Consider the following 23,726-nt stretch of genomic DNA (forward strand, 5'->3'; position numbering starts at 1 on the left):
ACGGGCTGGAGGATGAACAGATGAAACAGCGTTGCGGAACTTCTTTTGGCGCTCTGCACAGTCTTGTACCGGCCTGTTCCATACCGGCTGGGCTGGAGGAATTCTTTCGGACGCTGCGTGGGGTGATCCAGCATGAAATTGCCCCGAGAGCAGTGGAGAACGACCGCATCGGGCGTTATCCCCAGGCATCCATTCTGGCTTTGAAAGTCTGCGGACTCATGCGGGCGCCTCTGCCGGTTTCGCTTGGCGGTTTCGGGTTTTCCCAGGCGCTGTCTCAGGAAGTCTTTCTGGAACTCGGGATGGCGGATCCGTCCGTGGCGCAGATCTACAAGGTGCATGATGATGCGGTTCGCGAATTGCTGTCCGTAGCGCCGGCAGCGTTCTGTCAGCGGCTGGCACAGCGGATCTGTTCGGACGGGGCCATTATCGGCATGGCGATTGCCGAGGATGGCAGGCGCGCTGTTGATTTCGGGCACGTGGTGTCACGGCCCGAAGGGGGCGGGCATCTCATTGACGGACGCAAGATCTATGCAACGGGGGCTGTAGGGGCAGATCTGCTGCTGGTGTCGTCCTATGATGTTGTTGCAGGCGCAGTCCGGCTGGACCTGTTGCCGGCCGGGACGAAAGGTGTGCGGTTTCTGGAAGACTGGGACCGGCTGGGACAGCGGGCAACGGATTCCGGGACCGTGATGCTGGAACACGTGCTGACGCAGCCGGAATGGTCGGTTCTGACGGGAAAATCCTTGCCACAGGTGCATGCGCCCCTGCGTTATCAGAACGGGTTTTCGATGATTCTGGTGGGGATCGGGCTGGCGGCTCTGGATGCCGGGATCCGGTTCGTGCGTGAGCATAGCCGCCCATGGGCATCTGCAGGTGTTGAGGTTGCAGCGGATGATCTGCTGGTGCGGCGGCTGTTTGGTGAAATCGGTGCGGATCTGGCGGCAGCCTGTGCGAGTGTGCGGGCTGCGGCGAAGCTGCTGGATACGTTTGAGCAGGGCGGGATGACGCGGGCGGAGGTTGCTGTTCCCGTTTATGCGGCGCGGTCCTCGGCATGTCGGGCGGCGCTGCGTGCAGGGTCGGATCTCATGTCGGTGCTGGGTGCGCGGGTGACGGATGCAGCATGGGGATTTGACCGGTACTGGCGGGATGCGCGGACCGTGTCGCTGCATGATCCGGTGGAATGGAAGCATGAGGAAATCGGGCGGAATCTTCTGACAGGCTGGGAGCCCGAGCCCGGGCTTTATCAGTAATCACCAACTGGGTCAGGTTCGCGAGAGGTCCAGCCTGTCCTCAGAAATGGGCACTGACGGTTCCGAAGAACTGACGCGGTGCACCCATCAGGAAGTAATTGTATCCGGTATTGACGAAATTATTGCCAAGCTCGTTGGTCGTCGAAACATAGGTCTTGTTGGCAAGATTGTAGATGTTCAGGCTTGCCGTCAGCCCCTTGAGGACGCTGATATTCCCGAAATTGTAGCGTGCCCCGAAATTGGCGAGGAAGTAACCCGGGACATGCAGATCGTTCGTATAGGTCAGCTGCCGGCTCGACAGGTAAGTCCCATCGACATGCACCTCAAAACCGCCGATGCGGTAGGTGATGTTTCCCTTGTACATGAACTGCGGATAGTTCGGCACGAGCTTGCCGCGCGTTGCCTGCACGCCGGATGCGGTCGTGACATCCTGATCGTAGGTGGAGTGAGCGTAGGAGAACGAGTTGTAGATCGACAGTCCGTCGACCGGCCGGATCGTGACGCTTGCTTCTGCACCGTTCGTTGTCACGCCGCCTACATTCTCGACCGCCGTGATCGGGTTGATGCCCGACTGGCTGTTGATCAGCTGAAGGCGGTTGGAGAAGTTGATCCGGTACAGGGAGGCCAGGGCGCTCAGGAACGGTGTTGTGTAGCGGTAGCCCCCTTCATAGACCCAGTCGGTTTCGGGGCGCAGCGTGTTCTTCGTGCTCTGAAAAGCGCTCTGCGACGATGTCCAAGGGGTTGCGGAGACGTTGGTGCCGTATCCGTCTTCCGGGAAGGAGCGCATGTTGTGCGAGACGTCGAAGAACAGTTCATGGTGGGGCAGGAAGCGCCAGTTGGCCGAAACCTGCGGCAGGAACGCGTTGGAAGCCTCAAGCCGTCCCTGTGCGATCTGCGTGCCGTTGATGGCGAGGCTCTGCGTGGGGACGCTGTTTCCGGCATTGACGATCATGGATTTGAAGCCTGCATTGACTGTCAGGGTCTTTGTGATGCGATAGGTGTCCTGAAGATGGAACACGAATGTGTTGGTTGAGAATGCTTCCTGCCAGGGTTGGGCAAAGACCTTGCTGGTCGGAAAGCCCGTCGTCGGATTGCCAAGCGTGCCCTGTCCCAGAACCGGGGCTTCGGTGAAATAGCGGCTTTCGTTGAAATTGCCGTATTCGTACCAGACACCGGCATTGATCGTATGGCGCGCGATCTTGTAGGTCAGCGCGGTCTGGAAGCCGCCGCGTGCGATTTCCGGCGTCTGGATGCGCTGTGACAGTGGTGCGCCATTGGGGGACGGCATGTAAGGTGTGGTCCAGGTGCTGTAGCCGGTATCGGCGTGACCATAGAGCGTGGTTTTCCAGTTCAGCCGGTCCGTGAAGTTCTCGTCCAGCGTCAGGCCACCCAGATAATCGACGCGGTTGGCCGTACCGGCATAATAGGCTGCGTCATATGGGTCGTTGGTTTTCTGAAGCGCCGGGCGATAGATGCCCTGCGCTGCCTGATAGGCTGCCGTGTAGTCCGGATAGTAGTTGGCAAGGTTCGGACCGACCGTATGCAGGTAGTTCATGGTCATGTCCTGGTAGTCGAACTGCTGCGTCGAGCTCCAGTCGAAGAAGGCCTTGATGGACGATCCCCGCGCCAGCGGCTGGACGATCTTCGCGTTCACCTGATCGGAATAATCGTAGCCGCCGCCTTTCCACAGGTTCATGTTCGTGCGGGCATAGGCCACATAAAAGCGCGTTCCGGACTTGTTGAGGTCGCCGCTGTCCAGCCGCACATAGGTACGCATCGCGGAATTGCTGCCGAAGGTCTGGCTGACCGTGCCGCCACGCTTGTGGGCGGGGTCGAGGGAATGGATCTGGATTGCACCGCCCAGATTGCTGGTGGAGGCGACGTCAATTGCACCAGCGCCCTGTGAGACATCCACGCTGCCGACATCATCAGAGATGATCGAGCGTGTCACGCTCAGACCGTTGTAGTTGTTGAACTACTGGTCTCCGAGCGGAATGTCATCAAGTGTGAAGCCGAGCTGGGACTGGCTGAAACCGCGCATGAAGATCTGGCTGGAATATTCATAGGCACCGAACGGATCGGCGGACTGATAGACGACGCCGGGCAGCTGGCTCAGAACCTTGAGCGGCGAAGTTCCCGGTGCGCTTTGCAGCATCATGCTGTGTGTGATGCTGGTCATCTGGCGGGTAGAGCCATGACCAAAGACGGTAATCGCTTCGTCATGTCTGGAAATGCGGACTTCCTTTTTCGCCGGGGCTTTCCGGGCAGTTTTCGGAGCAGTGGCAGCATGGGGCGTCCGGGACGACGCATCTGTCGTCCTGCCGGATGTGTCGGCTGCGCGGGCCGGGCTGGAGAGAAGCCCCGGACAGAGAGCGGGGATCATTGCCACGCCACTGAGGACGGTCGAAAGCGTGAGAGCCTGTCGCGTGATCATTTGATCGTTCCTTGGTTTGCCGGGGTCGGCAGGGAGAAAGGGGGCATGGGGAACGCAGCGTGGCTGTCCGATGCATCCGTTTCACGAAGTCCGAACTGGTAAATGGCGGCGCAGGTCAGCCCTACACCGCAGGCAATAAGCATCGAAGGCGCGAAGGATCTGAAGTGATCCACCATGATGCCGGTCACGACAGGGGCCAGCGCACCACCGAGTGAGCCTCCCGTGTTCTGGATGGCCTCAAGCGTCGCAACGCGATGCTCTGCGGCAATGACGGTTCCAAGTGTCCATCCCGTGCTCATGGCGACCCCGCCTGCGAACAGGGCGGCGGCCATGAAGGCCATGGAGATGGTCAGGCCGGTATCAAGCGCGGTCAGCCCGGTCATGATGGCGGCCACCACCATTGAGAGCACGAGCGGACGGCGGCAGGCTTCCAGTCGTCCGAGGCCCCGCGCCATCAGACGGTCTGAAAGCAGGCCACCCGTCAGGTTGCCGGCGAAACCGCAGATCTGGGGCAGGGCCGAGAGCAGTCCGGCCTGTGTTGCGGTGAGATGATAAGCGGACTGGAGCCATGCGGGCAGCCAGGTCGCATACAGCCAGGTCAGGTAGATGATACCCGCAAAACCGGCAGTCACGATCCAACTGGAGCGCTGACGCAGGAGATATCCCAGATCATCGCGCAGGATGGAGGGTGGCCGGGAAGAGGCGGACGTAGTGGGCATCGGATCGCGGTAATAGAGAACCCAGACCAGCCCGAGCAGTAGGCTGAGCACGCCGATGATGACCGACATGCCGCGCCATCCCTGAAACGCCATGATCGCCAGAAGCAGGGGAGGGGCAAGCGCTGGCCCGAGGGCCGCCGAACCGTTGAAAAGCCCGATGACCGTTCCTCTCTCCGCAGGCGGGAACCAGCGTACGAGCACGCGTGTGCCGGCCAGAAAAAGCGGGGACTCCCCTATGCCGAGCAGGATCCGGCACACGAACAGTCCCGCTACACTTGGCATCAGTCCGAAGCCGATCTGGGCGCAGGACCATACGCACAGGCCCGCCCCGAGCAGCATCCGTCCTCCCAGACGATCCGCCAGAAGTCCGGCGGGAATCTGGCTGACGAGATAGGCCCAGGCGAAGACGGAGAGCAGCCAGCCCATGCCGGTATAGGACATGTGCATGCTGGACATGATGGCGGTGTTGCCGATGGAGAGGGCGGCCCGATCAATGTAGCTGATGCAGCCTGCCATCACGAGCAGGGAGACACTCAGACGCCGCCGCCAGCCCGGAATGACGGTCATGCTGCGGACTCCCGCACGCAGGCGGCCAGACGCCCGATGCTGGCAGGATAGGAATAGCTCTTCTCCCGGAGGGCGCGCGTGGTTAGGCGTTGCAGCGCCGTGGCTGAGTGAGACAGACTCTGGCCATATGCCGTTAAAACCGGTTCAGGATGTTGCCGCTTGGCTGTGCGCAGGATCAGAAGAAATTCCATGAATCGTTCGAGTGTCAGGACAGCATGATTGATTGTGGACAAACTGCCCCAAGGCTGCTGCGGCCTGCGTCAGAGAAGCGGTATCAATCAGAGCTACAAAATATGTTGGCGCTGTAAGTTCCCTAAGCGGCAGATTTCGTAAAAGCCGGGCCCTATAAAACCATAAGTCTTCGTTTTATCCGTGAAATCGATGGTTCTTCGCTTGGGTGGTACCATGCACCAGCCGGATGTGCAGAAAGCCGTCACTTTTGCGGGAAGTCGAAATCGGGAAATAACAGGATCCTCGTAGCATGTGTGGGCCTTCTGAGACTGGCTCGCCGAATGATCAGCCAGCCTGACTGCCCTTTTCTCACTGTGCCTTGAGTTCAACAAATTACAGGGTGCGTTTTTTTGGGAGAGAAGTCGATTTCTTGATTTCTACTTCTATTATTTTTCAGGAGTAGAATACTGAATGGCATGCAACGAAATATCTTTTCGTGAGTTGAGATGTGAACGCGTTGCAAAGTTTCACCGCGCATCATGTCCAGGGAATGGATGCGATCGTCAGGTAGAAAAGGCCAGAATGGGAATGACGGTTTGATGCCAAGGCCTGCAGTGAAGTCCGGTTCCCTTCTTGGCCGACGGATTGCGATTGTTGGGGGAGGGCCGGGCGGACTGGCTTCGGCGATGCTGCTGGCCCATGAGGGCGCGAATGTTACGCTCTATGAGCGTCACGGTCAGCTTGGGGGGCGGTCCTCCGCGATCGAGGGTGAGACGGAGGCCGGAGCGTTTCGGTTCGATACCGGGCCGACATTCTTTCTCTATCCCCAGATCCTTCGGGACATCTTCACGCGCTGCGGGCTGCGGATGGAAGATACGATCACCCTCAAGAAGCTCGATGAAAATTATGATCTGGTTTTTGAAAATGGCCCGTCCCTGAAGGTCACGTCCGATATTGACGTGCTGGAGCGTGAGATTGCGCGGATCGATTTGCAGGATGCCGGGCGGGTCCGGGATTTCATGGTCGATAACCGTGCCAAGTTCCGCAATTTCATTCCTGTTTTGCAGCGGCCTTTCAACAGTGTGCTGGATCTGTTGCGGACGGACATGCTGCGGGCTTTTCCGAAGCTGCGGCCGCTGGCTTCGGTGGATCGGGACCTGAGCCGGTATTTCCGTGACCCGAGGACGCGGCTCGCCTTTTCGTTCCAGAGCAAATATCTCGGCATGTCGCCCTACAGGTGCCCGAGCCTGTTCACGATCCTGAGTTTTATGGAGCATGAATTCGGCATCTATCATCCTGTTGGCGGAACGATGGCCGTCATGGAGGCCATGGGGCAGGCGGCGCAACAGCTTGGGGTTAAGATCCGTCTGAATACGCCCGTGCGCGAGATTTTGACCCGCAAGGGGCGCGCGACGGGGGTGCTGACGGATCAGAGGTCTGAGCAGGCGGATGCCGTCATCATCAATGCCGATTTCGGGCGGGCGATGACCAAGCTGGTTCCGGATCGCAAACGGCGCCGGTGGAAGAACCGGTCCATCGAGCGGAAGAAATACTCCTGCTCGACGTTCATGATGTATCTCGGGATCGAGGGCAGTGTGCCGGATAAGGGGCATCACACGATTTTCCTCTCGGAATCCTATGACCGGAACTTCGCTGAAATCGAGGCCGGGAAGATGCTGTCCGAAGAGGCGTCCCTTTACATCCAGAATGTCTGTGTGACCGATCCGCATCAGGCGCCTGCGGGGCATTCCACGCTCTATGTCCTGATGCCGGTCGGGCATCTGCGGGATGGTGGCGTGGACTGGACGGATGAGACACGGGCGCAGGCCCGCAGCCTTGTCATGGCCCGTCTGGAGAAGGCCGGGTTTACGGATATCGAGGAGCGGATCCGCTTTGAGAAGATCATAACGCCGGCCGACTGGGAGGAGCGTTATGACGTTCACAAGGGGGCGGTTTTCAATCTGGCGCATAATCTGGGGCAGATGCTGCACCGGCGGCCGCATAACCGTTTCGAGGATATCCGGGGCGTTTATCTGGCGGGCGGAGGGACCCATCCGGGCAGCGGGCTTCCGGTGATTTTTGAGGGTGCACGGATCAGCAGTGATCTGGTGATCCGGGATCTCGCATCTCGCAGGCGCTTTGCGTTTTTCAACCGGCGTTCCCGGAAAGGGGCCACCCATGTCACGTCCTGAACAGAAATCGTCCGTCATTGTCATTGGCGCCGGGCTGGGCGGGCTTGCGGCGGCCTGCACGATGGCGGCGCGTGGCCATAAGGTAACCGTGCTTGAGGCCAATGACTGGCTGGGAGGCAAGGCTGCGGAATGGCGGGAGGGCGGCTACCGCTTCGATATGGGGCCGACGATCCTGACCGTTCCGCGTGTGCTGGAGCGTGTGTTCTCCGAAGCAGGCGTTGATATGCATGAGCGGCTGGATCTGCGTCGGCTTGATCCGCAGTGGCGCTGTTTTTTCGAGGACGGGCAGACGCTTGATCTGGAAGAAAATGCGGAGCGGATGTCGCAGGTTCTGGAAAACCTGTGTGCGGGGGATGGCGACGGGTATCGCGACCTGATGGAAACCAGCCGTCAGCTGCATGAGACGTCCGAACGGTTTTTCTTCTGGAAAAGCGTAGGCGGCATTGCGGATACGATGGATCTGCGCAGCACCTTCACGCTTGCGACCCTGCGCGATGTGTTGCGGCTGCGGATGGATTCCACGTTTGCGCGGGAAATCCGCAAGCGCATCCATAATCCCCAGGCGGCCCAGATGCTGGATCATCTGACGCAGTATGTGGGCTCTAATCCATTTCAGGCACCGGCCGTTCTTTTGGGAATTGCCGACATGCAGAGCCATGACGGGGTCTGGTATCCGATGGGGGGCACCCGTGCTGTTCCGGAAGCGCTGGTCCGGCTTGGCGAAGAACTTGGGGCCGAATTCAGGACCGGGGTGCGGGTGCAGCGGATCCTGACGCGGAACGGACGGGCCTGCGGTGTTCTGACAGCGGAAGGCGATGTGCTGGAAGCGGATGTGATCATCTCCAACATGGACAGCGTGCGCACGATGCGGGAGTTGCTGGCGCATGTTCCCTCCGCAGGGTTCGAGCGGAAGTGGAAGCGGCGCAGACCGGCCTGTTCGGGTGTGGTGCTCTATCTGGGGCTGGATCGTACCTACGATCATCTGGCGCATCATGACTTCGTCTTTTCTGCCGATCCGGAAGAAGAGTTCGACGCCATCTATCGCCGGGGCGTGCCTGCGCCGGACCCGACCTGCTATCTCGCGGCACCGTCACGGACCGATCCGGACGTCGCGCCGGAAGGGGGCGAGGCGCTGTATGTTCTGGTGCACACGCCTTACATTCATCGCGGTCAGAACTGGCAGGAGATGTTTCCGGGATATCGACAGGTCATTCTGGACAAGCTGAAACGCTGCGGAAGAATGCCTGATCTGGAAGAGCGGATCAGGGTGGAGCATCATCTGACGCCGCTCGATATCCAGGAGCGTTATTCGACGCTGCGCGGGGCGATTTACGGTCTGGCGAGCCATGGGCGTCTTAACGGAGCCTTCAAGCCTGCGAACCGCTCAACAGATGTGTCGGGGCTGTATCTTGCGGGCGGCTCCGCGCATCCGGGGGCAGGGATGCCGATGGCGCTGATGTCAGGCTGGATTGCGGCGGACTGCGCCGATCATGATATGGCGGAAGCGCGCGCATCATGACAGCGCCCGGGGGGCGTCATCCGCTGGTGGCTGCGCTTGTTTCGCGGGGGATGCGCCGGGGGATTGAGCGTCGGTTCAATGCGGTCCGGCTGTCGGGGAACGGAGAGGTATTGCGTCATCGCGGGCCGCTTGTGGTGTGTGCGAACCATCCGGGGTGGTGGGATCCGGCGGTTTTTGCATGGTTGCAGCATCATTTTTTCGGGCATTGTCACGGCTATGGGCCGATGGAGGCTGCGGCGTTGCAGCGGTATCCGCTGCTGGAAAAGGCCGGGCTGATACCGGTTGATCCGGATGATCCGCAGTCGCTCCGGCGGTTTGTTCGTGTGGCGCGGGATGTGCTGCGACAGGGTAATATCTTGTGGATCACGCCTCAGGGGCAGTTCACTGACAGTCGTGTCCGGCCCATCCGGCTTCAGCCGGGGTTTGCGCATCTGGTGCGGCATATGCCTTCGGTCCGGCTTGTACCGCTGGCGATCGAATATCCGTTCTGGAACGAGAGCCGGCCGGAGCTTCTGCTCAGGTTTGGCGCTCCGGTTCCTCTTGCTGAGAGGGAGGATGTGCGCAGTGTGACTGCGCGTATGGAGGAAGCCCTGACGGAGACGATGGATACGCTGGCCCGGGATGCCTGCACGCGCGATGCGTCGCGTTTTACGACGTTTGTGCAGGGACAGGCGGGGATTGGCGGGATTTATGATTTGGGACGCAGGGTCCGGCAGTGGGTGCGGCGGGAGAATTTTCAGCCCCGGCATGATCCATGACCCGGAAGCTTGAGAAACTGGCATTCGGCGCGGTTCTTCTGCCGTTTGTCATGACGCTGCTGAATCTGGGGCGATTGCGCAGACTTCCGGACAGATCCGGGCATGGGCCGGTCTCTGTGCTGATTCCGGCGCGGGATGAGGAAGAGACCATCCAGGGGGCGATCGATACGGTTCTGGCCAGTGAAGGGGTGGAGCTAGAACTGATCGTGCTGGACGATCATTCGAGCGACAGGACGATGGATATTCTGCGTGCCTGCACTGACCCGCGGCTGCGGGTTTTGCAGGCGCCGAACCTGCCGGAAGGGTGGTGTGGCAAGACTCATGCCTGTGCGCTTCTGGGGGAGGCAGCGCGACATGGTTTGATGCTGTTTGTAGACGCGGATGTGCGGCTGCGGCCTGATGCGCTGGCGCGGCTTTCCGCCCTGATGTCGGCTCGGCCCGAGATTGCGTTTCTCAGTGGTGTGCCCCGGCAGGTGACGCGGACATTTCTGGAATGGCTGTTGTTGCCGTTCATTCATGTTCTGCTGCTGGGGTATTTGCCGATGGTGTTTGATACCGGGCAGAAACCGGAGTTTGCCGCGGCCTGTGGGCAGCTCGTTCTGGTGAGGCGCAGTGCCTATCGGGTCAGTGGGGGACATGCTGCCATCCGCAACAGGCTACATGACGGGCTTGCGCTTGCACGGCAGTTTCGGAGCGCAGGCTTCCGGACAATGCTGTTTGATGCGACGGACATTGCGTCATGCCGGATGTATCACCGGGCGGCAGATGTCTGGAACGGGCTTCTGAAAAACGCGACGGAGGGCATGGCGACCCCACGCGGACTGCCAGTCTGGACCGGGCTGCTGGGCGCGGCGCAGATCCTTCCGTTTGTGCTGCCTGCAACGCGGATGTCACGGCTGGCGGTCGGGATGACGCTCCTGACCCGCGGGCTGATCTCGTACCGCTTCCGGCAGGGTTGGGGCACGGTTGTGCTGGCACCCCTTGGGACGGCGATGCTGCTTCTGCTTCAGTGGCAGGCGCTGATTGGCGGGTATCTGGGGCATGCGCCGCGCTGGCGGGGACGGTCTTATCCACGGAGATCCGTATAATGAAACTGCCTTTGACGATGTTTTTGCTGCTGCTGCCCTGCGTCGCTCGGGCCGCTGCTCTTGATGTGACTGTGACGAACATTCCCGATGCGACAGGGAATATTCGTGTGGCAGTGTGTACGAAGGCGGAGTTCCTGCAGCCGGATTGCGGGTATCATGCAATAGCGCCATCCTGGGCGGGACAGGTCAGCGTGACGTTCGGGGACGTCCGGCCCGGAATTTATGCGGTTCAGGTTTTTCAGGATCGCAATGCCAATCAGAAGCTGGACACGAATTTTCTTGGGATGCCGAAAGAGCCGCTGGGCTTTTCGCGTAACCCACCGATGCATTTCGGACCGCCCCGGTTTGCCGATGCGGCGTTTTCTCTTGGAACGCAGAACAGCGCCGTCTCCGTCGCGCTGAGAACGAAATAGAGGCCGGACGAATGGCGCTGCCCGATGATGCGGTCGAACGGCTGAGACGGGCGGCAGAGCTTTGGGATGCGGTTCCGATGGCTGCGCGGCTGCGTCTGGTCAGGCGTTTCCGGTGTCTTCTGCGGCGCAAATGGCGGATGCTGCCGGATCTGTTTCCAAAACGTCCGGCTGTGGAGACACTGACGGTTGAGCTGCTGCCTTTGCTGGCAGCGTGTCGGTTTCTTGAGCGGAATGCCGGAAAAGTTCTGCGTGAGCGCAAGGCTGGCGTGTGGAGGCGGCCTCTGTGGCTGCCGGGGGTGACATCGCGTGTGGAGCGGCGGCCTTTCGGGGCGGTTCTGATTCTGGCGCCAGGGAATTATCCGCTGATGCTGCCCGGGATCCAACTGCTGCAGGCTCTGGTGGCGGGCAATGTGGTGGCCCTAAAGCCTGCTCCGGGTGGTGAGACAGCGGCCCGTCTGTTGGCCGATCTTCTGGTGCAGGCTGGTTTTCCACTGGCGGTGTGCACGGTTCTGCCAACGGATTCAGGGGCAGAAGCGGTTGCTGCGGGTTTTGATCTGATTGTGTTGACGGGATCAGCGCAGACGGGGCGGCATGTGCTTCAGGAAGCCGCCAAAACGCTGACGCCCACGATCATGGAGCTTTCAGGCGTGGATCCGGTGTTTGTACTGCCGGGTGCTGATCTGGCTCATGTGGCCCGCCGGCTTGTCTATGGTGCCCGTCTGAACAACGGGGCGACATGTATTGCGCCGCATCGGGTTTTTATTTGTCGTGAAGATGAGGCGGCGCTGCTAACGGTGCTGCGAACCATGCTGGCGAAAAAGCCTCCTCTGTCATGCGACAGCGCGGGCCGGACGCGACTTGCGGCGCTGGTGAAGCGGATCGAAGCTGCGGGCGGTCGTGCGGAGACGGTTGGGAATGTGGTCATCTTCACGCAGATGGAAGGGCTGCATAACCTGCTGGATACAGACATCTTCATGCCCTGGCTGGCGCTGACGGGTGTGTCGGATATCGAGGAAGCCCTGATACTGGAGAAAAGTACGTCCTATGCGCTGGGAGCGAGCATTTTTGGACCGGTTCCAGAAGCGACACAATTGGCACGAAGGCTTCGCTCGGGTTCGATCTGCATCAACAATCTGATCGTCCCGACTGCAGATCCGAGGCTCCCTTTCGGAGGGGCAGGCGGAAGCGGTTACGGAGTGACCCGCGGGCCAGAAGGCCTTCTGGCGCTGACACGGCCTGTAGCCACATCTGTATGTTAGGCCTCTACAAAGGTGATTTCTTTCGGCAATATCACTGTCAAATCGCAATGATTGAGCCGTTTTAGGCTCAGGACCTATTGATCTGAGTGGAAGAGTCCTTAGGCCTAGCTATAATTCTGTAAGCGCTCTTTAACTAATATGTCACCAATTAGAACCATTATTCTGCTACCAAGACTTGCTGTGCAATGCTTGTCGTGAAGCGGAGTAGAAATTGTACTTAGCCTTGGAACGATATTGTAGGTGCTGGTGATCCGACGCTCAGGAAGCCGGCTTTAAGCTCTCAAGGCCTGGGGCACTGAAACCAGAAGTCTCAGCGTAGTTATGGCCACCCCGCCCATGGCTGTCCCTGCTATTACTAGTGACATGGTCGAGCTTTTCTCACGCGATCAATGATCGCATAGAGATCGATAATGAGATTTAGATTGTATGGAAAGCAAAGACGGCTTGCTAAAAGCAGCTTGGCTCAGATTACCCGAAACCGAAATTTCACATTTTTGGATGAAAATTGGCGTCCCATAGGGGATTCGAACCCCTGTTGCCGCCGTGAGAGGGCGGTGTCCTAGGCCTCTAGACGAATGGGACGAGGCGAGGGGCTTGATAGTCGGCCCCTCGGGTCTTGGCAAGTCTTATTTAAGAAGTTTTTTGTGTCAGCAGTGGACCGAGGGCAGCGCCGCCGAACAGATGGACGTGAAAGTGGGGAACTTCCTGTCCGGAGTTGGGGCCGGAATTGCTGATGAGGCGGAAGCCTTCGTGGGTGAGGCCCTGCTCTTCGGCAATTTTCGAGACGGCGCGCCAGAAGCCCGTGATTTCTTCAGGAGAGGCCGTTGCGCCGAAATCGGCGATGGAGACGTATGGCCCCTTGGGAATGACCAGAACGTGGATCGGGGCCTGCGGGGCGATGTCGTGGAAGGCGAGCGCGAAGTCGTCTTCATAGACAGTGCGGGCCGGGATTTCCTTGCGCAGAATACGGGCGAAGATGTTGCCGGGATCGTATGCCATAGTCTGTTTCCTGTTCAGCCGAGCTTTTCCTTAGGGCGTGCCGCCTTTTCGGCGATGCCACTCGTGCCTTCGCGACGCTTGAGTTCCGTCCAGACGTCTTCGGGAGAGACACCGGCGTCAACCCACATGACGATCAGGTGGTACAGCACGTCTGCGCTTTCGCCGATCAGTTCCTTGCGGTTGCCGTTGACAGCCTCAATCAGACATTCGACGGCTTCCTCGCCGAATTTCTGGGCAATCTTGTTGCGGCCACGGGCCATCAGGCGTGCGGAGTGACTGAGGGACGGGTCGGTGCCGCGACGGGACTGGACCGTGTCATACAGGCGCTGAAGCACCAGTTCCTGCTGAAGATCGGACTTCTTGTCGTCCTGCTGCTTCGAAGGCTTCGGGGCCGGTTTGGTGGCGGGTTTTCCCATGGTCTTACTCTCCAAGCCTGACCGGCAGTCCGGCCTTGTTCAGCGCGTTCTTGACTTCATCGATACGGAACTGGCCGAAGTGGAACACACTTGCCGCCAGAAGGCCACTTGCGCCGACTTCTGCGCCTTCCACGAAATGCTGCAGTTCACCCACGCCACCCGAGGCGACAACCGGAACAGTCACAGCGCCGCAGACGGCGCGAAGCAGATCCAGATCGAAGCCTGCACGCGTACCATCGCGGTCCATGCTGGTCAGCAGGATTTCGCCCGCTCCCAGATCCTGCATTTTCTTGGCCCATTCCACGACGTCCAGACCCGTGGGTTCGCGGCCGCCCTTGGCATAGACTTCCCAGCCGCCCTTGCCGTCGGAACGGGCATCAATGGCGACAACGATGCACTGGCTGCCAAAGCGCTCGGAGGCTTCGCGGATCAGGCCGGGGTTTTTGATGGCAGCGGAATTGACGGCGCATTTATCTGCCCCGGCCAGAAGCAGGCGGCGCATGTCTTCACAGGTGCGCACCCCACCGCCGACAGTCAGGGGCAGGCAGATGGCTTCGGCCGTACGGCGGACAACGTCTAGGATGGTATCCCGGTTTTCGACGCTGGCCGTAATGTCGAGGAAGGTGAGTTCGTCGGCACCGGCCGCATCGTAAAGCTTGGCCTGTTCGACCGGGTCGCCGGCATCGCGCAGGGAGACGAAATTCACCCCTTTGACGACGCGGCCGTCCTTGACGTCCAGACAGGGAATAACGCGGAGTTTCAGCATGAGCCGAGGACGTCCAGAGCGTCTTTGAGCTTGATACGGCCATCATACAGGGCACGGCCGACAATCGCACCGGAAATGCCCGGAACGTCGCGGGCCACATCGCGGAGCGCCTTGAGATGCTCCAGACTGCCCACGCCACCACTGGCAATGACAGGGATGGAGAGGCGGCGTGCCATGTCTGCGGTCTGTTCAAGGTCCAGTCCGGCCAGCATGCCGTCCCTCGTGATTTCGGTGAAAATCACAGCGGCCACACCGGCATCTTCCATGCGCAGGGCAAGGTCGTTGGCTTCCAGTTCGGACACTTCGGCCCAGCCTTCGGTGGCGACGCGGCCCTGTCGGGCATCGATGCCGGCGACGATGCGGCCCGGGAAAGCGCGGGCGGCCTGACGGACCAGTTCGGGGTCCTTGACGGCCACCGAGCCGAGAATGACACGCGAGACGCCTGCTTCGAGCCAGCGTTCAATGGCGGCCATGTCCCGGATGCCACCACCGAGCTGCACGGGCAGGTTCGTGGCTTTTACGATGGATTCAATGGCCGGAATATTGGTGGAACGCCCTGCAAAGGCGCCGTTCAGATCCACGACATGCAGATGTCGGCAGCCGGCTTCCGCGAACAGCTTGGCCTGTGCTCCGGGATCATCGGAATAATGAGTGGCGTCTTCCATTTCCCCGCGACGTAGACGGACGCAGGCGCCGTCCTTGAGATCGATGGCCGGGTAGAGTGTCAGGCCGTGAGCCGGGGGAGCAGTGTTGGTCATCGTGTCTGAAGCCGCGCTGCTGGTGTCAGGCATGGCGATGCTGGACTGCCAGCGGGCGGCCTCGTTCTCGTTTGCCAGAAGTTTCGAGAGAAAAAGTCCGCGCACCGTTTGCCCTCCGATCCGTGCATAATAGGGATGGGTCCCCCAGTGTTCGAAACCGAACGACCGGAACAGCCCGATAGCGGCGACATGCGTTTCGCGGATGTCGCAGTTTACAACCTTGCAGCCAATGGCCTTTGCGCCCTTGAGCATGGCTTCCAGCAGCGCGCGTCCCAGACCGCGACCGCGGGCATAGGGGGCCACGAAGAAGCCTGTCAGATTGGCGGTGGCGGCATGGGCTTCATAGCTGGAGGGCGGCCGGACAAGCTGGCCCGCGCCACAGATCACACCATTCTCACGCACCACATAAAAGCTGCGTTCCGGCACCAGCAGCAGGCCTTCGAAATAGCGGGCCAGAGCCTGATGGCCGGGAGGCTGAAGCCAGCCAAAGCCGCCGCCGTCCAGAATGCCAGCGGACGTGGCCTCGATCAGCGCGTCCAGATCTTCGGGCGAAAGCGGCGAGAGGACGCGTTCACAGGTGATGGTCATGAGGTCCACCGCAGGAAATTGCCGAGGATCGTCAGACCGACATCCTGGCTCTTTTCAACGTGGAACTGCGTGCCGCAGCGGTTGCCGCGCGCGACGATGGCCGGAACCTGCGTGCCATACTGCGCCGTTGCGACCAGATCGCTCTCCGCACCATCATGCAGGGCATAGGAATGGACGAAATAGCCGTGATTACCGGGCGTGAGGCCATCCGTCAGCAGATGCGCGCCGGGCGTGAAGTCCAGCGTGTTCCAGCCCATATGTGGCAGGCGCAGCCCGGCATTTGCGGCCTCGTCCATGCGGCGGATATTGCCGGAAATCCAGCCCAGACCTTCGGTGCGGCCATGTTCGAGGCCGTATTCGCACATAAGCTGCATGCCGACGCAGATGCCGAGAAACGGTGTGCCATTGGCAGTGGCGGTTTCGAGCATGTTGCGCAGTTCGGGGCCAAGGCCCTGTGCGCAATCGGCGAAAGCACCCTGTCCGGGAAGGATCAGGCGGTCTGCATTCAGGATGTCGGTCGCGTCGCGGGAGATGATGACGTCGGCCTCAATCCCCTTGCGGATTGAGGCCTTGCGGGCTGCCTGTGCGGCCGAGGCGAGATTTCCGCCATTGTAGTCAATTACGACGACGCGCATGGAAACTCCGGAGATGTGCTGCCGTAAGGGGCGGCGTAGTGCTGCTGGTCCATCCAGCGCAAAAGCGCGATGTCCCGGCTGGGGGCTGCGATCGGCGTGCCGGTAACGCGGCCGTTCAGGCGCTGTTCCCACAGGCGGATCTCAGCCGTGAAGCTGGCGAGAACGGCATGAATGGCCACGATCAGGTCAAGCCGGGACCAGAAACCCATGAAAACATGCAGCGTGATCATGGTGGCGGCTGCGGCCAGCAGGGCGGAAATCCATGCGCCGTAGGTCAGAAGGCCGAACCAGCCGAAGAACAGGACGCGCCATGAAAACCCGTCCTGCACCATGACAGGCATCTGAGGTCCGGCGGCGTCCGGTTTCGTGCAGGGAATATAAAGCTTCACAGCACGCCTTTGGTGGAGGGAATGGTGCCAGCCGAGCGGGGATCGTACGAAACAGCGACCTTGAGGGCGCGGGCAACGGCTTTGAATCCGCTTTCGGCGATGTGGTGGGCGTTGGTGCCCGCCTTGCAAGTCAGGTGCAGGGCGATATGGGCGGACATGGCGAAGGCCCGGAAGAACTCTTCAAACAGCTCCGTGTCCATCGTACCGATCTTCTCGCGCGGGAAGACGACGTTCCATGCAAGATAGGGGCGGCCGGAAATATCAACGACCGCTTCGCACAGGGCTTCGTCCAGCGGCACCAGGGCATGGCCGAAACGCTCAATGCCGCGCTTGTCGCCAATGGCCTGACGGAAGGCCTGCCCGAAGACGATGCCGACATCCTCGACCGTATGATGGCCGTCAATATGCAGGTCGCCCTTGGCTTTCAGCTCAAGATCGAAGCCGCCATGCTTGGCCAGTGCCGTCAGCATGTGGTCGAAGAAACCGATGCCGCTGTCCACGTCGGAGCGGCCCTGGCCGTCGAGCGTGAGGGCAAGGGTGATGTCGGTTTCGCTGGTGGCGCGATGCAGGCGGGCGTGGCGGCTTTCGTTCATGTTCTTCCTGCTACACCAGCATGAGGCGGATTTCCACGCTCTCCGTGGGGGCGGAAGCGTAAAACCCGATTATGAGCGCCTTCTTTGTCCGAACCATCCTCGCGGAATGAGGGGCAACCAAGCCTCACTGTGCCTTGATCGGAAGGACTCTGGAAATTGCCCTTGGCGGGGCGGGGAGATCGGGCCATATTTCTTCATTATGGCACATCATCATTCCCCCCTCGACGTCCTTCTCTCCCGCGCCTCGACGGACCATCTCGTCGAGCCTCCGCCGAAGGGGGATGAACTGCGAACCATTCTGTCCGCTGGCCTGCGTGCGCCGGATCACGGGAAGATGCGGCCTTGGCGCTATACCGTCATCAAGGGCAAGCACCGTGAGGCCTTTGCCGATCTCGTGGTGGAAGCCATGGGGCGGCAGGAGCCCGATGCTCCTGCAGCGAAGAAGACCAAGCGCCATCACCGCTTTGCCAACATGCCGATGATCATCGCACTCGGCATGCATCTGCAGCCGGAAGGCAAGATCCCCGTCATCGAGCAGGAAATGGCTGTGGCGGCAGGAGCAATGAACGTCCTGAATGCGCTGCATGCGACCGGATTCGGCGGGATGTGGGTAACGGGCCCGTTCTGTGAAGATCGCGCACTGCTTGAAGCGCTGGGTCTGCCCGAGCCCCATCGTCTGGCCGGTTTCCTGTTTGTAGGCACACCGGCAAAGCATTCGGATGAGCGCAAGCGCCCCGACATCGACGATTACATGGCCATCTGGAAGGGAGACGCCATCAAGTTCCCCGCGGATGCCGGCTGATCCGATGCGTTACGACGTCATTGTTGCCGGTGGTGGCCCGGTTGGTCTTGCCTGTGCCATTTCGCTTGGGCGTGACGGGCGCAGGGTCTGCGTTGTCGAGCGGTCGCCAGTGGATGTGCTGGCCGATCCACCCTTTGACGGCCGGGAAATCGCGCTGACGCATCATGCGTCGGAATGGCTCAAGGCGATCGGCGCCTGGGAAGAAATCCCCTCGGGCAGCATCTGTCCGATGTACACGGCCCGCATTGAAACAGGAAAGACCGGCAGTCCGCCGCTTCTGTTCGATGCCCCGTCTGATGGACCTGATGCGCTGGGACATATGGTGGCAAACCATCTGATCCGGCGTGCCCTGTATCGTGTGGCTGCCCGGACGCCGGGCGTGGATATCCGGGCCGGAGAGAGCATTGCCAGTTCGTGGCATGATGCGCGCTCTGCGGGTGTGGTACTGGCCAATGGTGAGCGTATTGAAGCGGATCTACTGGTTGCAGCGGACGGGCGTTTTTCGCGTCTGCGGGCCGAAGCCGGGATTGGCGCGATCGTTCATGATTTCCAGCGCAACATCATGGTCTGCCGCATGCGGCATCCGGAATCCCATGCGAATACCGCGCTCCAGTGGTTTGACGAAGGGCAGACGATTGCCCTTCTGCCGGTTGCTCCCGATGAGCGTCCGGGATCGTGCTCTTCGCTCGTCCTGACGCTGGAGCCGGATGAAATCGCCCGTCTCAAGGCGCTTGATGGCAAGGCGTTCAGTGAAGACATCACGGCCCGGACACAGGGGCGAATGGGACAGATGACGCTTGAGAGCGCACGCTGCGTTTATCCGCTCAAGGCGGTCTATGCGCATCGTTTCCATGCCCCGCGTCTGGCGCTGATCGGCGATGCAGCCGTGGGGATGCATCCGATCACGGCGCATGGGTTCAATCTGGGCCTCAAGGGACAGGAAACCTTGGCGCGCGCGATTGCGGACGGGCCGGGGGATGCGGGTGATCCGTCCGTGCTGGCGCGTTTCGAGCGGACACATCGTTTGGCAACGGCCCCGCTCTTTGCCGCAACCAATGCGATTGCAACGGTTTATACCCGTGATGAGCCACCATTCCTGATGGCACGGCGGGCCGGACTGGCAGTTGCCAACCGTCTTCTGCCATTCAAGGCGGCGGTGACGAACATGCTGATGGATCGCCACGGCTGACGCATCCGGCTGCGCTCTTTATGAGTTAGGAGATCACTCCCATGAAAGCTTTCGGACACAGACGCGCAACCCGCATGGACGAGTCCGATGCGCTGGTCGAACTCGATATCCCGATCCCCGTTCCGGGGCCACGGGATGTCGTCGTGGAAATCCGGGCTGTCTCGGTCAATCCTGTGGATACGAAACTGCGGTCGATGGACCCGCCGGGCGATGAACCCCGCGTCCTTGGCTATGACGCCGTGGGCACGGTTGTTGCGACCGGTGGGCAGGTCCGGGGTTTCCGGGCCGGGGACCGCGTCTTTTACGCTGGCAGTGCGCAGCGGCAGGGAAGCGATGCGCGTTTTCAGGCCGTTGATGAGCGTCTGATTGCGCGCGCACCAAAGACCCTGTCCGACCCCGAAGCCGCTGCCTTGCCGCTGACAGCCCTGACAGCATGGGAGCTTCTGTTTGATCGGCTGGGCGTGCGGCTGGGTGACATGGAAAACCCGGAGGCCATCCTGATCATCGGCGGCGCCGGTGGTGTGGGCTCGATCCTCACGCAGATTGCGCGGCGCCTGACGGGGCTGACGGTCATTGCTACGGCGTCGCGTCCGGAGACGACGGACTGGTGCCGCGAGATGGGCGCGCATCATGTTATCGACCATCGCCGGCCGCTCGATCAGGAACTGGCACGGATCGGGCTTCCGCAGGTGCGTTATGTTGCGGGTCTGACGGCATCTGGTGAGCACCGCGACGCGATTGTGCGGTCTCTGGCGCCTCAGGGGGCGCTGGCGCTGATTGATGATCCGGGCGAATTCGACATCATGCCGTTCAAGCGCAAGTCCCTGTCCGTGCACTGGGAATACATGTTCGCACGGCCGATGTTTGAAACGCCGGACATGGCAGCGCAGGGAAAGATCCTGGGTCAGGTCGCATCGCTGGTGGAAGCCGGGCTTCTGAAAACGACGCTGCATGAGGTTCTGGGGCCGATCAACATTGCCAATCTGCGCCGGGCGCATGAGCTGCTCGAAAGCGGCAAGGGAATAGGAAAAGCCGTACTCTGCGGATTTGAATGAAAGGCTGAGCTGACGGATCAGGACTGATCCGTCAGTTGAAATGGGCCCGGAGCAGCGGGGTGGACGAGATGCACAGCATGATCAGTCCGAACAGCGCCATCACTTTGATGACGAAAAAGCAGGCATGCTGGCGGGCTTCTGCACCGGTGGCCAGCATCATGAACGGGTCCGGATCGGGAAAGCCGGTTCTGCTGCCGATCTGAACCAGCTCCAGCGCACGCTGACGGGATGCGGCTGCCTGCGCGCGACGGCGCGTCATTTCCGTGCCGGAAATGTCTGCTTTTTCGTGCAGGGCGGTAAGATAAAGCTCCAGATCCTCGCGACGATAGGCGATCTTGCCGTCCGGCGTCTGTGTGCGTGCGGGTCCCGTTCCGAGAAGTGACAGCAACTTCATCCTGCGTTCGGGCAGACCCAGATGGACTGCCGCTTCTGCCATGGAAAGCGTCTTTGAACGGACGGGCAGGTGAAAGACCTGTCCGGCCGGCTTTTCTCCGGAAATATTTGTCGGGGACGGCATCGGTTCGGATCCTGGCCTCTCTGAACGGAATGACCTTAAGGCCACCCCGCCGGAAAATCGAGTATCGACTGGAGTCTCGGGAAGTATTTTCCGTTCATGCTGTTGTGATGGCGACGTCTTCGGCATGAAAGCGACGGAACACATCAAAAAGAATGGCATCCTGAACACTGCCGCCATCGCGGGCGGAGACCAGTGCAACACTCAGGGTCATGGTCAGACTGTCCCCGGCGATGGCGCTGACACGGACCTTCGGCGAAGGAGCTGACAGGACTTCGTCACGATGGGCCGCGACTTCGAGCAGCATGGCTTTCGCCTTTTCCGGATCGGTCGTCAGGGGGATTTTGAACGTCAGGGTCAGGACGCCAGTGGCACCGCTCAGCGTGGCGTTCTTAATGCTCGTGGTGATGAACTGGGAATTCGGGACGATCATGGTCGAGCCGTCGCTCAGGCCGATATCGGTTGCGCGGATGCTGATGCGTTTGACGTCACCGCGTGTTCCCGCGATTTCAACCATATCGCCGACGCGGACAGGGCGCTCCGCCATCAGGATTACGCCCGAGACGAAGTTCTGCACGATGGATTGCAGGCCAAAGCCGATACCGACGGACAGGGCACTGACCACCCAGGTCAGGTTCTGCACGGACACGCCGGCAATGGACAGGATGCCGAGGCCAACCATGATCCAGGAGCAATAGGTAAAGATGCTCAGGATCGAAGTGCGGCTGCCGATGTCCAGCCGGGTGGTGGGGAAGAAGCGGTCCCGGATCCAGGCGCGGGTTTGGCGGATGGCGTAATAAGCCGCCACGACCAGAACAATGGCCAGCACCACCGTATCGAGCGAAATCTTCACGCCGTGGATGGTGTTACCGACAAACAGAAGCCACAGCCTGTTGGTGATGTCCGCAACGCTGAAGCTGCCATCCGTCTGCGCGATGGAAAACAGCAGGAGCAGGAGCAGCACATTGCCAAGACCGGAGAGAATGACCCCGATCTGAGACAGGCGACGCTGTGTCAGACCGAGCTGGACCAGACGCCGGCTGAAGAACCCGTTTTCGGAGAACAGGCGGTCCAGCACGTCGCGCCAGCACAGTCCCAGCAGGGTCACTATGGCGATGCCCGTCCCCAGCGAAAGCAGCCAGCCATTGAGCGTAAAGGCAAAGGCCACATAGCCTAGCAGAATGGAAATGACCGTGACGGCCAGAAGCAGACTGGAGACACCCAGCGCCGACGGGGCGAAACCACGCGTATCATTCTGGTTGCTGAGACGGCGGAATGTATCGACTGCACAGCCGGCAATGGCGATCGAGAATGCGATTTCGAGCAGGAGCTGAAGCGTCTGTCCGAAAGCGTCCTGAGCCTGAAACGCCCGGAGGAGATCCAGCAGCAGAATGCTGATCGCGAGGATCCAGTCCACGCCGCGCAGGGCCTTGCGCTCGCCGGGGTTACCCTGCGCCAGAACGCCGCTTCGTCCAAAGACTGGCAGACCGGCGCCAATGATGAAGCCGCAGACGGGGACCGTCTCGCCAATGATCGCCCCGATCGGGCCGCCACCATCCGGAAGGGCCGCGGCTGACCAGATAAACCAGGTCAATGTGGCGATGACGGCTTCCAGCGCACCGTTCAGCGTGATGGCGATGATGCTCGCGGAAAGGGCTTCTTTCACGCTGTCTTCGGTCGCCGGGCGGAAATGGGCTCCACAGCGCTTGAGCAGTCGCAGGATCAGCGGCGAGCTGAAACCGATGGCAACAAACGTGATCGCACAGCCGATCAGAAGGTAAAGCCAGTCGGACAGGACGCCACCCGCATGGAGCGAATAGCGGTTCTCCGCCCGCTCGGTCAGGAGCGTGTTCCAGAAACGCGGGGCAAGCGGAGAGACCGTGCGTTCGGACAGGGCTGCGTGTTGCAGACGTGTGCGACGGGCATTGATGGCCGTGTTGAGCTGCTGGGCCTGAAGATTATAGAGCTTGGCCCGCATCAGCGCCGATTTCACAGACTGCGAGTTCTGCTGCATCCGCTGGCGCTGTGCCGTGACGGACGGATCCTCGTTTTCCGCAGCCTTGGGGCCGAGGATCTTCAGGAAAGATTCGGTAATGCTGTCATAGGACTGGATCTGCGTGACCGCATCCTGCGTGTTCTGCTGGACCTTCTGGACCTGGGACGAAAGACCGTCGAGTTCACTGTTACCCGTGTTCGCGTCCTTGCGGTTGAGTGTCGCGAAGACCTGCTTCAGCACAGTGGCGCTGTCATCGAGTTGATGGTCGATGGACGTGGAGACCGCGTTCCACCCAAGACCGGAATTGCTTCCAGGATCAGACGACGTGTCCTTGGCGCTGTCTTTAGGCGCATCCTTGGAAGGTTGTGCCGTCGTCTGCGCAGCGGCCAGTGCTGGATGGGCAGGAAGCAGTCCGGCGCAGAGCAGTCCCAGAGCCAGAAAAACACATCCCAGCGCATGTCCAAAAGCGGGTTCGGAGCGCCAGCGCAGGGAGTCTGAAAAGGCAGGCGCGACAAGCCGTTTGGTCATGCGTGGGTATTCCGTCCAGTGTCTTGAAGGATTTTCAACGGTTTGCAGGGGCAGGGGTTCGATCATCACATATCCGTGGGCCTGTTCATCAGGCCGACGGAGACGAAAAAGGCACCTTTCCGGGGCGG

At 60.6% G+C, this 23,726-nt stretch carries 22 protein-coding genes and 1 tRNA gene; 10 read left to right on the forward strand and 13 right to left on the reverse strand.

Annotated elements, in window-relative coordinates; genetic code table 11:
• Positions 1 to 20: 20 nt before the first annotated feature.
• A complete protein-coding gene (locus GRO01_RS10505; RefSeq protein WP_062509805.1) occupies positions 21 to 1,250 on the forward strand; it encodes an acyl-CoA dehydrogenase family protein in 1,230 nt (409 codons plus the stop codon).
• A gap of 40 nt (positions 1,251 to 1,290) precedes the next feature.
• Here the strand turns inward: GRO01_RS10505 and GRO01_RS10510 are convergent, their stop codons facing one another.
• The 3 genes from GRO01_RS10510 to GRO01_RS10515 are packed head-to-tail and all read right to left on the reverse strand — an operon-like array spanning position 1,291 to position 4,970.
• On the reverse strand, positions 1,291 to 3,201 hold the full coding sequence (locus tag GRO01_RS10510) for a TonB-dependent receptor domain-containing protein (RefSeq protein WP_231490330.1): 1,911 nt from the start codon (positions 3,199 to 3,201) through the stop codon (positions 1,291 to 1,293).
• A 24-nt stretch (positions 3,202 to 3,225) separates the two neighbouring features.
• Positions 3,226 to 3,684 (reverse strand): TonB-dependent receptor plug domain-containing protein, encoded by a 459-nt coding sequence (locus GRO01_RS13615; protein WP_231490328.1) that lies wholly within the window; start codon positions 3,682 to 3,684, stop codon positions 3,226 to 3,228.
• On the reverse strand, positions 3,681 to 4,970 hold the full coding sequence (locus tag GRO01_RS10515) for an MFS transporter (protein WP_062509803.1): 1,290 nt from the start codon (positions 4,968 to 4,970) through the stop codon (positions 3,681 to 3,683). The genes GRO01_RS13615 and GRO01_RS10515 overlap by 4 nt, the downstream gene beginning before the upstream one ends.
• A gap of 770 nt (positions 4,971 to 5,740) precedes the next feature.
• Between GRO01_RS10515 and GRO01_RS10520 the strand changes: the two genes are divergently transcribed.
• Genes GRO01_RS10520 through GRO01_RS10545 form a run of 6 tightly spaced genes read left to right on the forward strand, consistent with a single transcriptional unit; the run spans position 5,741 to position 12,370 of the window.
• Complete coding sequence (locus GRO01_RS10520) at positions 5,741 to 7,333, forward strand: phytoene desaturase family protein (RefSeq protein ID WP_083541379.1); 1,593 nt, start codon at positions 5,741 to 5,743, stop codon at positions 7,331 to 7,333.
• Entirely contained in the window at positions 7,320 to 8,852 is a 1,533-nt protein-coding gene (locus tag GRO01_RS10525) for a phytoene desaturase family protein (protein ID WP_062509798.1), read from the forward strand. Before GRO01_RS10520 ends, GRO01_RS10525 begins: the two co-directional genes overlap by 14 nt.
• Positions 8,849 to 9,610 (forward strand): lysophospholipid acyltransferase family protein, encoded by a 762-nt coding sequence (locus GRO01_RS10530; RefSeq protein WP_231490326.1) that lies wholly within the window; start codon positions 8,849 to 8,851, stop codon positions 9,608 to 9,610. Before GRO01_RS10525 ends, GRO01_RS10530 begins: the two co-directional genes overlap by 4 nt.
• A complete protein-coding gene (locus GRO01_RS10535) occupies positions 9,607 to 10,698 on the forward strand; it encodes a glycosyltransferase (protein WP_062509796.1) in 1,092 nt (363 codons plus the stop codon). The genes GRO01_RS10530 and GRO01_RS10535 overlap by 4 nt, the downstream gene beginning before the upstream one ends.
• On the forward strand, positions 10,698 to 11,111 hold the full coding sequence (locus GRO01_RS10540) for a DUF2141 domain-containing protein (protein ID WP_062509794.1): 414 nt from the start codon (positions 10,698 to 10,700) through the stop codon (positions 11,109 to 11,111). Before GRO01_RS10535 ends, GRO01_RS10540 begins: the two co-directional genes overlap by 1 nt.
• An 11-nt stretch (positions 11,112 to 11,122) precedes the next feature.
• Positions 11,123 to 12,370: an aldehyde dehydrogenase family protein gene (locus GRO01_RS10545; RefSeq protein WP_062509792.1), complete on the forward strand. Its 1,248-nt coding sequence runs from the start codon at positions 11,123 to 11,125 to the stop codon at positions 12,368 to 12,370.
• Positions 12,371 to 12,876: 506 nt separating this feature from the next.
• On the opposite strand, the gene GRO01_RS10550 is transcribed toward GRO01_RS10545, so the two are convergent.
• The 8 genes from GRO01_RS10550 to hisB all read right to left on the reverse strand — a co-directional run bounded on the left by GRO01_RS10550 (position 12,877) and on the right by hisB (position 17,514).
• Positions 12,877 to 12,952 (reverse strand) — tRNA-Glu (locus GRO01_RS10550).
• A 48-nt stretch (positions 12,953 to 13,000) separates the two neighbouring features.
• On the reverse strand, positions 13,001 to 13,369 hold the full coding sequence (locus GRO01_RS10555; RefSeq protein ID WP_062509790.1) for a histidine triad nucleotide-binding protein: 369 nt from the start codon (positions 13,367 to 13,369) through the stop codon (positions 13,001 to 13,003).
• A gap of 14 nt (positions 13,370 to 13,383) precedes the next feature.
• Positions 13,384 to 13,785, reverse strand: coding sequence for a phosphoribosyl-ATP diphosphatase (locus GRO01_RS10560; protein ID WP_011252065.1), 402 nt, complete (start codon positions 13,783 to 13,785; stop codon positions 13,384 to 13,386).
• A 4-nt stretch (positions 13,786 to 13,789) separates the two neighbouring features.
• Complete coding sequence (hisF, locus tag GRO01_RS10565) at positions 13,790 to 14,551, reverse strand: imidazole glycerol phosphate synthase subunit HisF (RefSeq protein WP_062501205.1); 762 nt, start codon at positions 14,549 to 14,551, stop codon at positions 13,790 to 13,792.
• Positions 14,545 to 15,897, reverse strand: coding sequence for a 1-(5-phosphoribosyl)-5-[(5-phosphoribosylamino)methylideneamino]imidazole-4-carboxamide isomerase (gene hisA, locus GRO01_RS10570; protein ID WP_062509877.1), 1,353 nt, complete (start codon positions 15,895 to 15,897; stop codon positions 14,545 to 14,547). The genes hisF and hisA overlap by 7 nt, the downstream gene beginning before the upstream one ends.
• Positions 15,894 to 16,532 (reverse strand): imidazole glycerol phosphate synthase subunit HisH, encoded by a 639-nt coding sequence (hisH, locus tag GRO01_RS10575; RefSeq protein ID WP_062509788.1) that lies wholly within the window; start codon positions 16,530 to 16,532, stop codon positions 15,894 to 15,896. The genes hisA and hisH overlap by 4 nt, the downstream gene beginning before the upstream one ends.
• Positions 16,517 to 16,873: a hypothetical protein gene (locus tag GRO01_RS10580; RefSeq protein WP_231490324.1), complete on the reverse strand. Its 357-nt coding sequence runs from the start codon at positions 16,871 to 16,873 to the stop codon at positions 16,517 to 16,519. The genes hisH and GRO01_RS10580 overlap by 16 nt, the downstream gene beginning before the upstream one ends.
• A gap of 44 nt (positions 16,874 to 16,917) precedes the next feature.
• A complete protein-coding gene (gene hisB / locus GRO01_RS10585; protein ID WP_062509783.1) occupies positions 16,918 to 17,514 on the reverse strand; it encodes an imidazoleglycerol-phosphate dehydratase HisB in 597 nt (198 codons plus the stop codon).
• A gap of 199 nt (positions 17,515 to 17,713) precedes the next feature.
• Between hisB and GRO01_RS10590 the strand changes: the two genes are divergently transcribed.
• From GRO01_RS10590 to GRO01_RS10600, 3 genes are read left to right on the forward strand one after another with little or no spacing between them, the layout of a single operon-like run.
• The gene (locus GRO01_RS10590) at positions 17,714 to 18,316 is read left to right on the forward strand and encodes a nitroreductase family protein (RefSeq protein ID WP_062509781.1); all 603 of its coding nucleotides are present in this window, start codon (positions 17,714 to 17,716) and stop codon (positions 18,314 to 18,316) included.
• 4 nt (positions 18,317 to 18,320) lie between these two features.
• The gene (gene ubiM / locus GRO01_RS10595; protein ID WP_062509876.1) at positions 18,321 to 19,505 is read left to right on the forward strand and encodes a 5-demethoxyubiquinol-8 5-hydroxylase UbiM; all 1,185 of its coding nucleotides are present in this window, start codon (positions 18,321 to 18,323) and stop codon (positions 19,503 to 19,505) included.
• A 41-nt stretch (positions 19,506 to 19,546) separates the two neighbouring features.
• Entirely contained in the window at positions 19,547 to 20,560 is a 1,014-nt protein-coding gene (locus GRO01_RS10600; protein ID WP_062509779.1) for a zinc-binding alcohol dehydrogenase family protein, read from the forward strand.
• Positions 20,561 to 20,591: 31 nt separating this feature from the next.
• Here GRO01_RS10600 and GRO01_RS10605 read toward each other — a convergent pair whose 3' ends face one another.
• On the reverse strand, positions 20,592 to 21,077 hold the full coding sequence (locus GRO01_RS10605) for a hypothetical protein (protein ID WP_062509777.1): 486 nt from the start codon (positions 21,075 to 21,077) through the stop codon (positions 20,592 to 20,594).
• 94 nt (positions 21,078 to 21,171) lie between these two features.
• Positions 21,172 to 23,598: a DUF3772 domain-containing protein gene (locus GRO01_RS10610; protein WP_231490322.1), complete on the reverse strand. Its 2,427-nt coding sequence runs from the start codon at positions 23,596 to 23,598 to the stop codon at positions 21,172 to 21,174.
• Positions 23,599 to 23,726 lie beyond the last annotated feature (128 nt).

The organism is Gluconobacter roseus NBRC 3990, assembly GCF_006538885.1.
Taxonomy (GTDB): Bacteria; Pseudomonadota; Alphaproteobacteria; order Acetobacterales; family Acetobacteraceae; genus Gluconobacter; species Gluconobacter roseus.

Coding starts and splice junctions, on each gene's coding strand:
- GRO01_RS10505 (WP_062509805.1), top strand. CDS start 21: ATGAAACAGCGTTGCGGAACTTCTTTTGGCGCTCTGCACAGTCTTGTA.
- GRO01_RS13615 (WP_231490328.1), bottom strand. CDS start 3,684: ATGATCACGCGACAGGCTCTCACGCTTTCGACCGTCCTCAGTGGCGTG.
- GRO01_RS10515 (WP_062509803.1), bottom strand. CDS start 4,970: ATGACCGTCATTCCGGGCTGGCGGCGGCGTCTGAGTGTCTCCCTGCTC.
- GRO01_RS10520 (WP_083541379.1), top strand. CDS start 5,741: ATGCCAAGGCCTGCAGTGAAGTCCGGTTCCCTTCTTGGCCGACGGATT.
- GRO01_RS10525 (WP_062509798.1), top strand. CDS start 7,320: ATGTCACGTCCTGAACAGAAATCGTCCGTCATTGTCATTGGCGCCGGG.
- GRO01_RS10530 (WP_231490326.1), top strand. CDS start 8,849: ATGACAGCGCCCGGGGGGCGTCATCCGCTGGTGGCTGCGCTTGTTTCG.
- GRO01_RS10535 (WP_062509796.1), top strand. CDS start 9,607: ATGACCCGGAAGCTTGAGAAACTGGCATTCGGCGCGGTTCTTCTGCCG.
- GRO01_RS10540 (WP_062509794.1), top strand. CDS start 10,698: ATGAAACTGCCTTTGACGATGTTTTTGCTGCTGCTGCCCTGCGTCGCT.
- GRO01_RS10545 (WP_062509792.1), top strand. CDS start 11,123: ATGGCGCTGCCCGATGATGCGGTCGAACGGCTGAGACGGGCGGCAGAG.
- GRO01_RS10555 (WP_062509790.1), bottom strand. CDS start 13,369: ATGGCATACGATCCCGGCAACATCTTCGCCCGTATTCTGCGCAAGGAA.
- GRO01_RS10560 (WP_011252065.1), bottom strand. CDS start 13,785: ATGGGAAAACCCGCCACCAAACCGGCCCCGAAGCCTTCGAAGCAGCAG.
- hisF (WP_062501205.1), bottom strand. CDS start 14,551: ATGCTGAAACTCCGCGTTATTCCCTGTCTGGACGTCAAGGACGGCCGC.
- hisA (WP_062509877.1), bottom strand. CDS start 15,897: ATGACCATCACCTGTGAACGCGTCCTCTCGCCGCTTTCGCCCGAAGAT.
- hisH (WP_062509788.1), bottom strand. CDS start 16,532: ATGCGCGTCGTCGTAATTGACTACAATGGCGGAAATCTCGCCTCGGCC.
- GRO01_RS10580 (WP_231490324.1), bottom strand. CDS start 16,873: ATGCCTGTCATGGTGCAGGACGGGTTTTCATGGCGCGTCCTGTTCTTC.
- hisB (WP_062509783.1), bottom strand. CDS start 17,514: ATGAACGAAAGCCGCCACGCCCGCCTGCATCGCGCCACCAGCGAAACC.
- GRO01_RS10590 (WP_062509781.1), top strand. CDS start 17,714: ATGGCACATCATCATTCCCCCCTCGACGTCCTTCTCTCCCGCGCCTCG.
- ubiM (WP_062509876.1), top strand. CDS start 18,321: ATGCGTTACGACGTCATTGTTGCCGGTGGTGGCCCGGTTGGTCTTGCC.
- GRO01_RS10600 (WP_062509779.1), top strand. CDS start 19,547: ATGAAAGCTTTCGGACACAGACGCGCAACCCGCATGGACGAGTCCGAT.
- GRO01_RS10605 (WP_062509777.1), bottom strand. CDS start 21,077: ATGCCGTCCCCGACAAATATTTCCGGAGAAAAGCCGGCCGGACAGGTC.
- GRO01_RS10610 (WP_231490322.1), bottom strand. CDS start 23,598: ATGACCAAACGGCTTGTCGCGCCTGCCTTTTCAGACTCCCTGCGCTGG.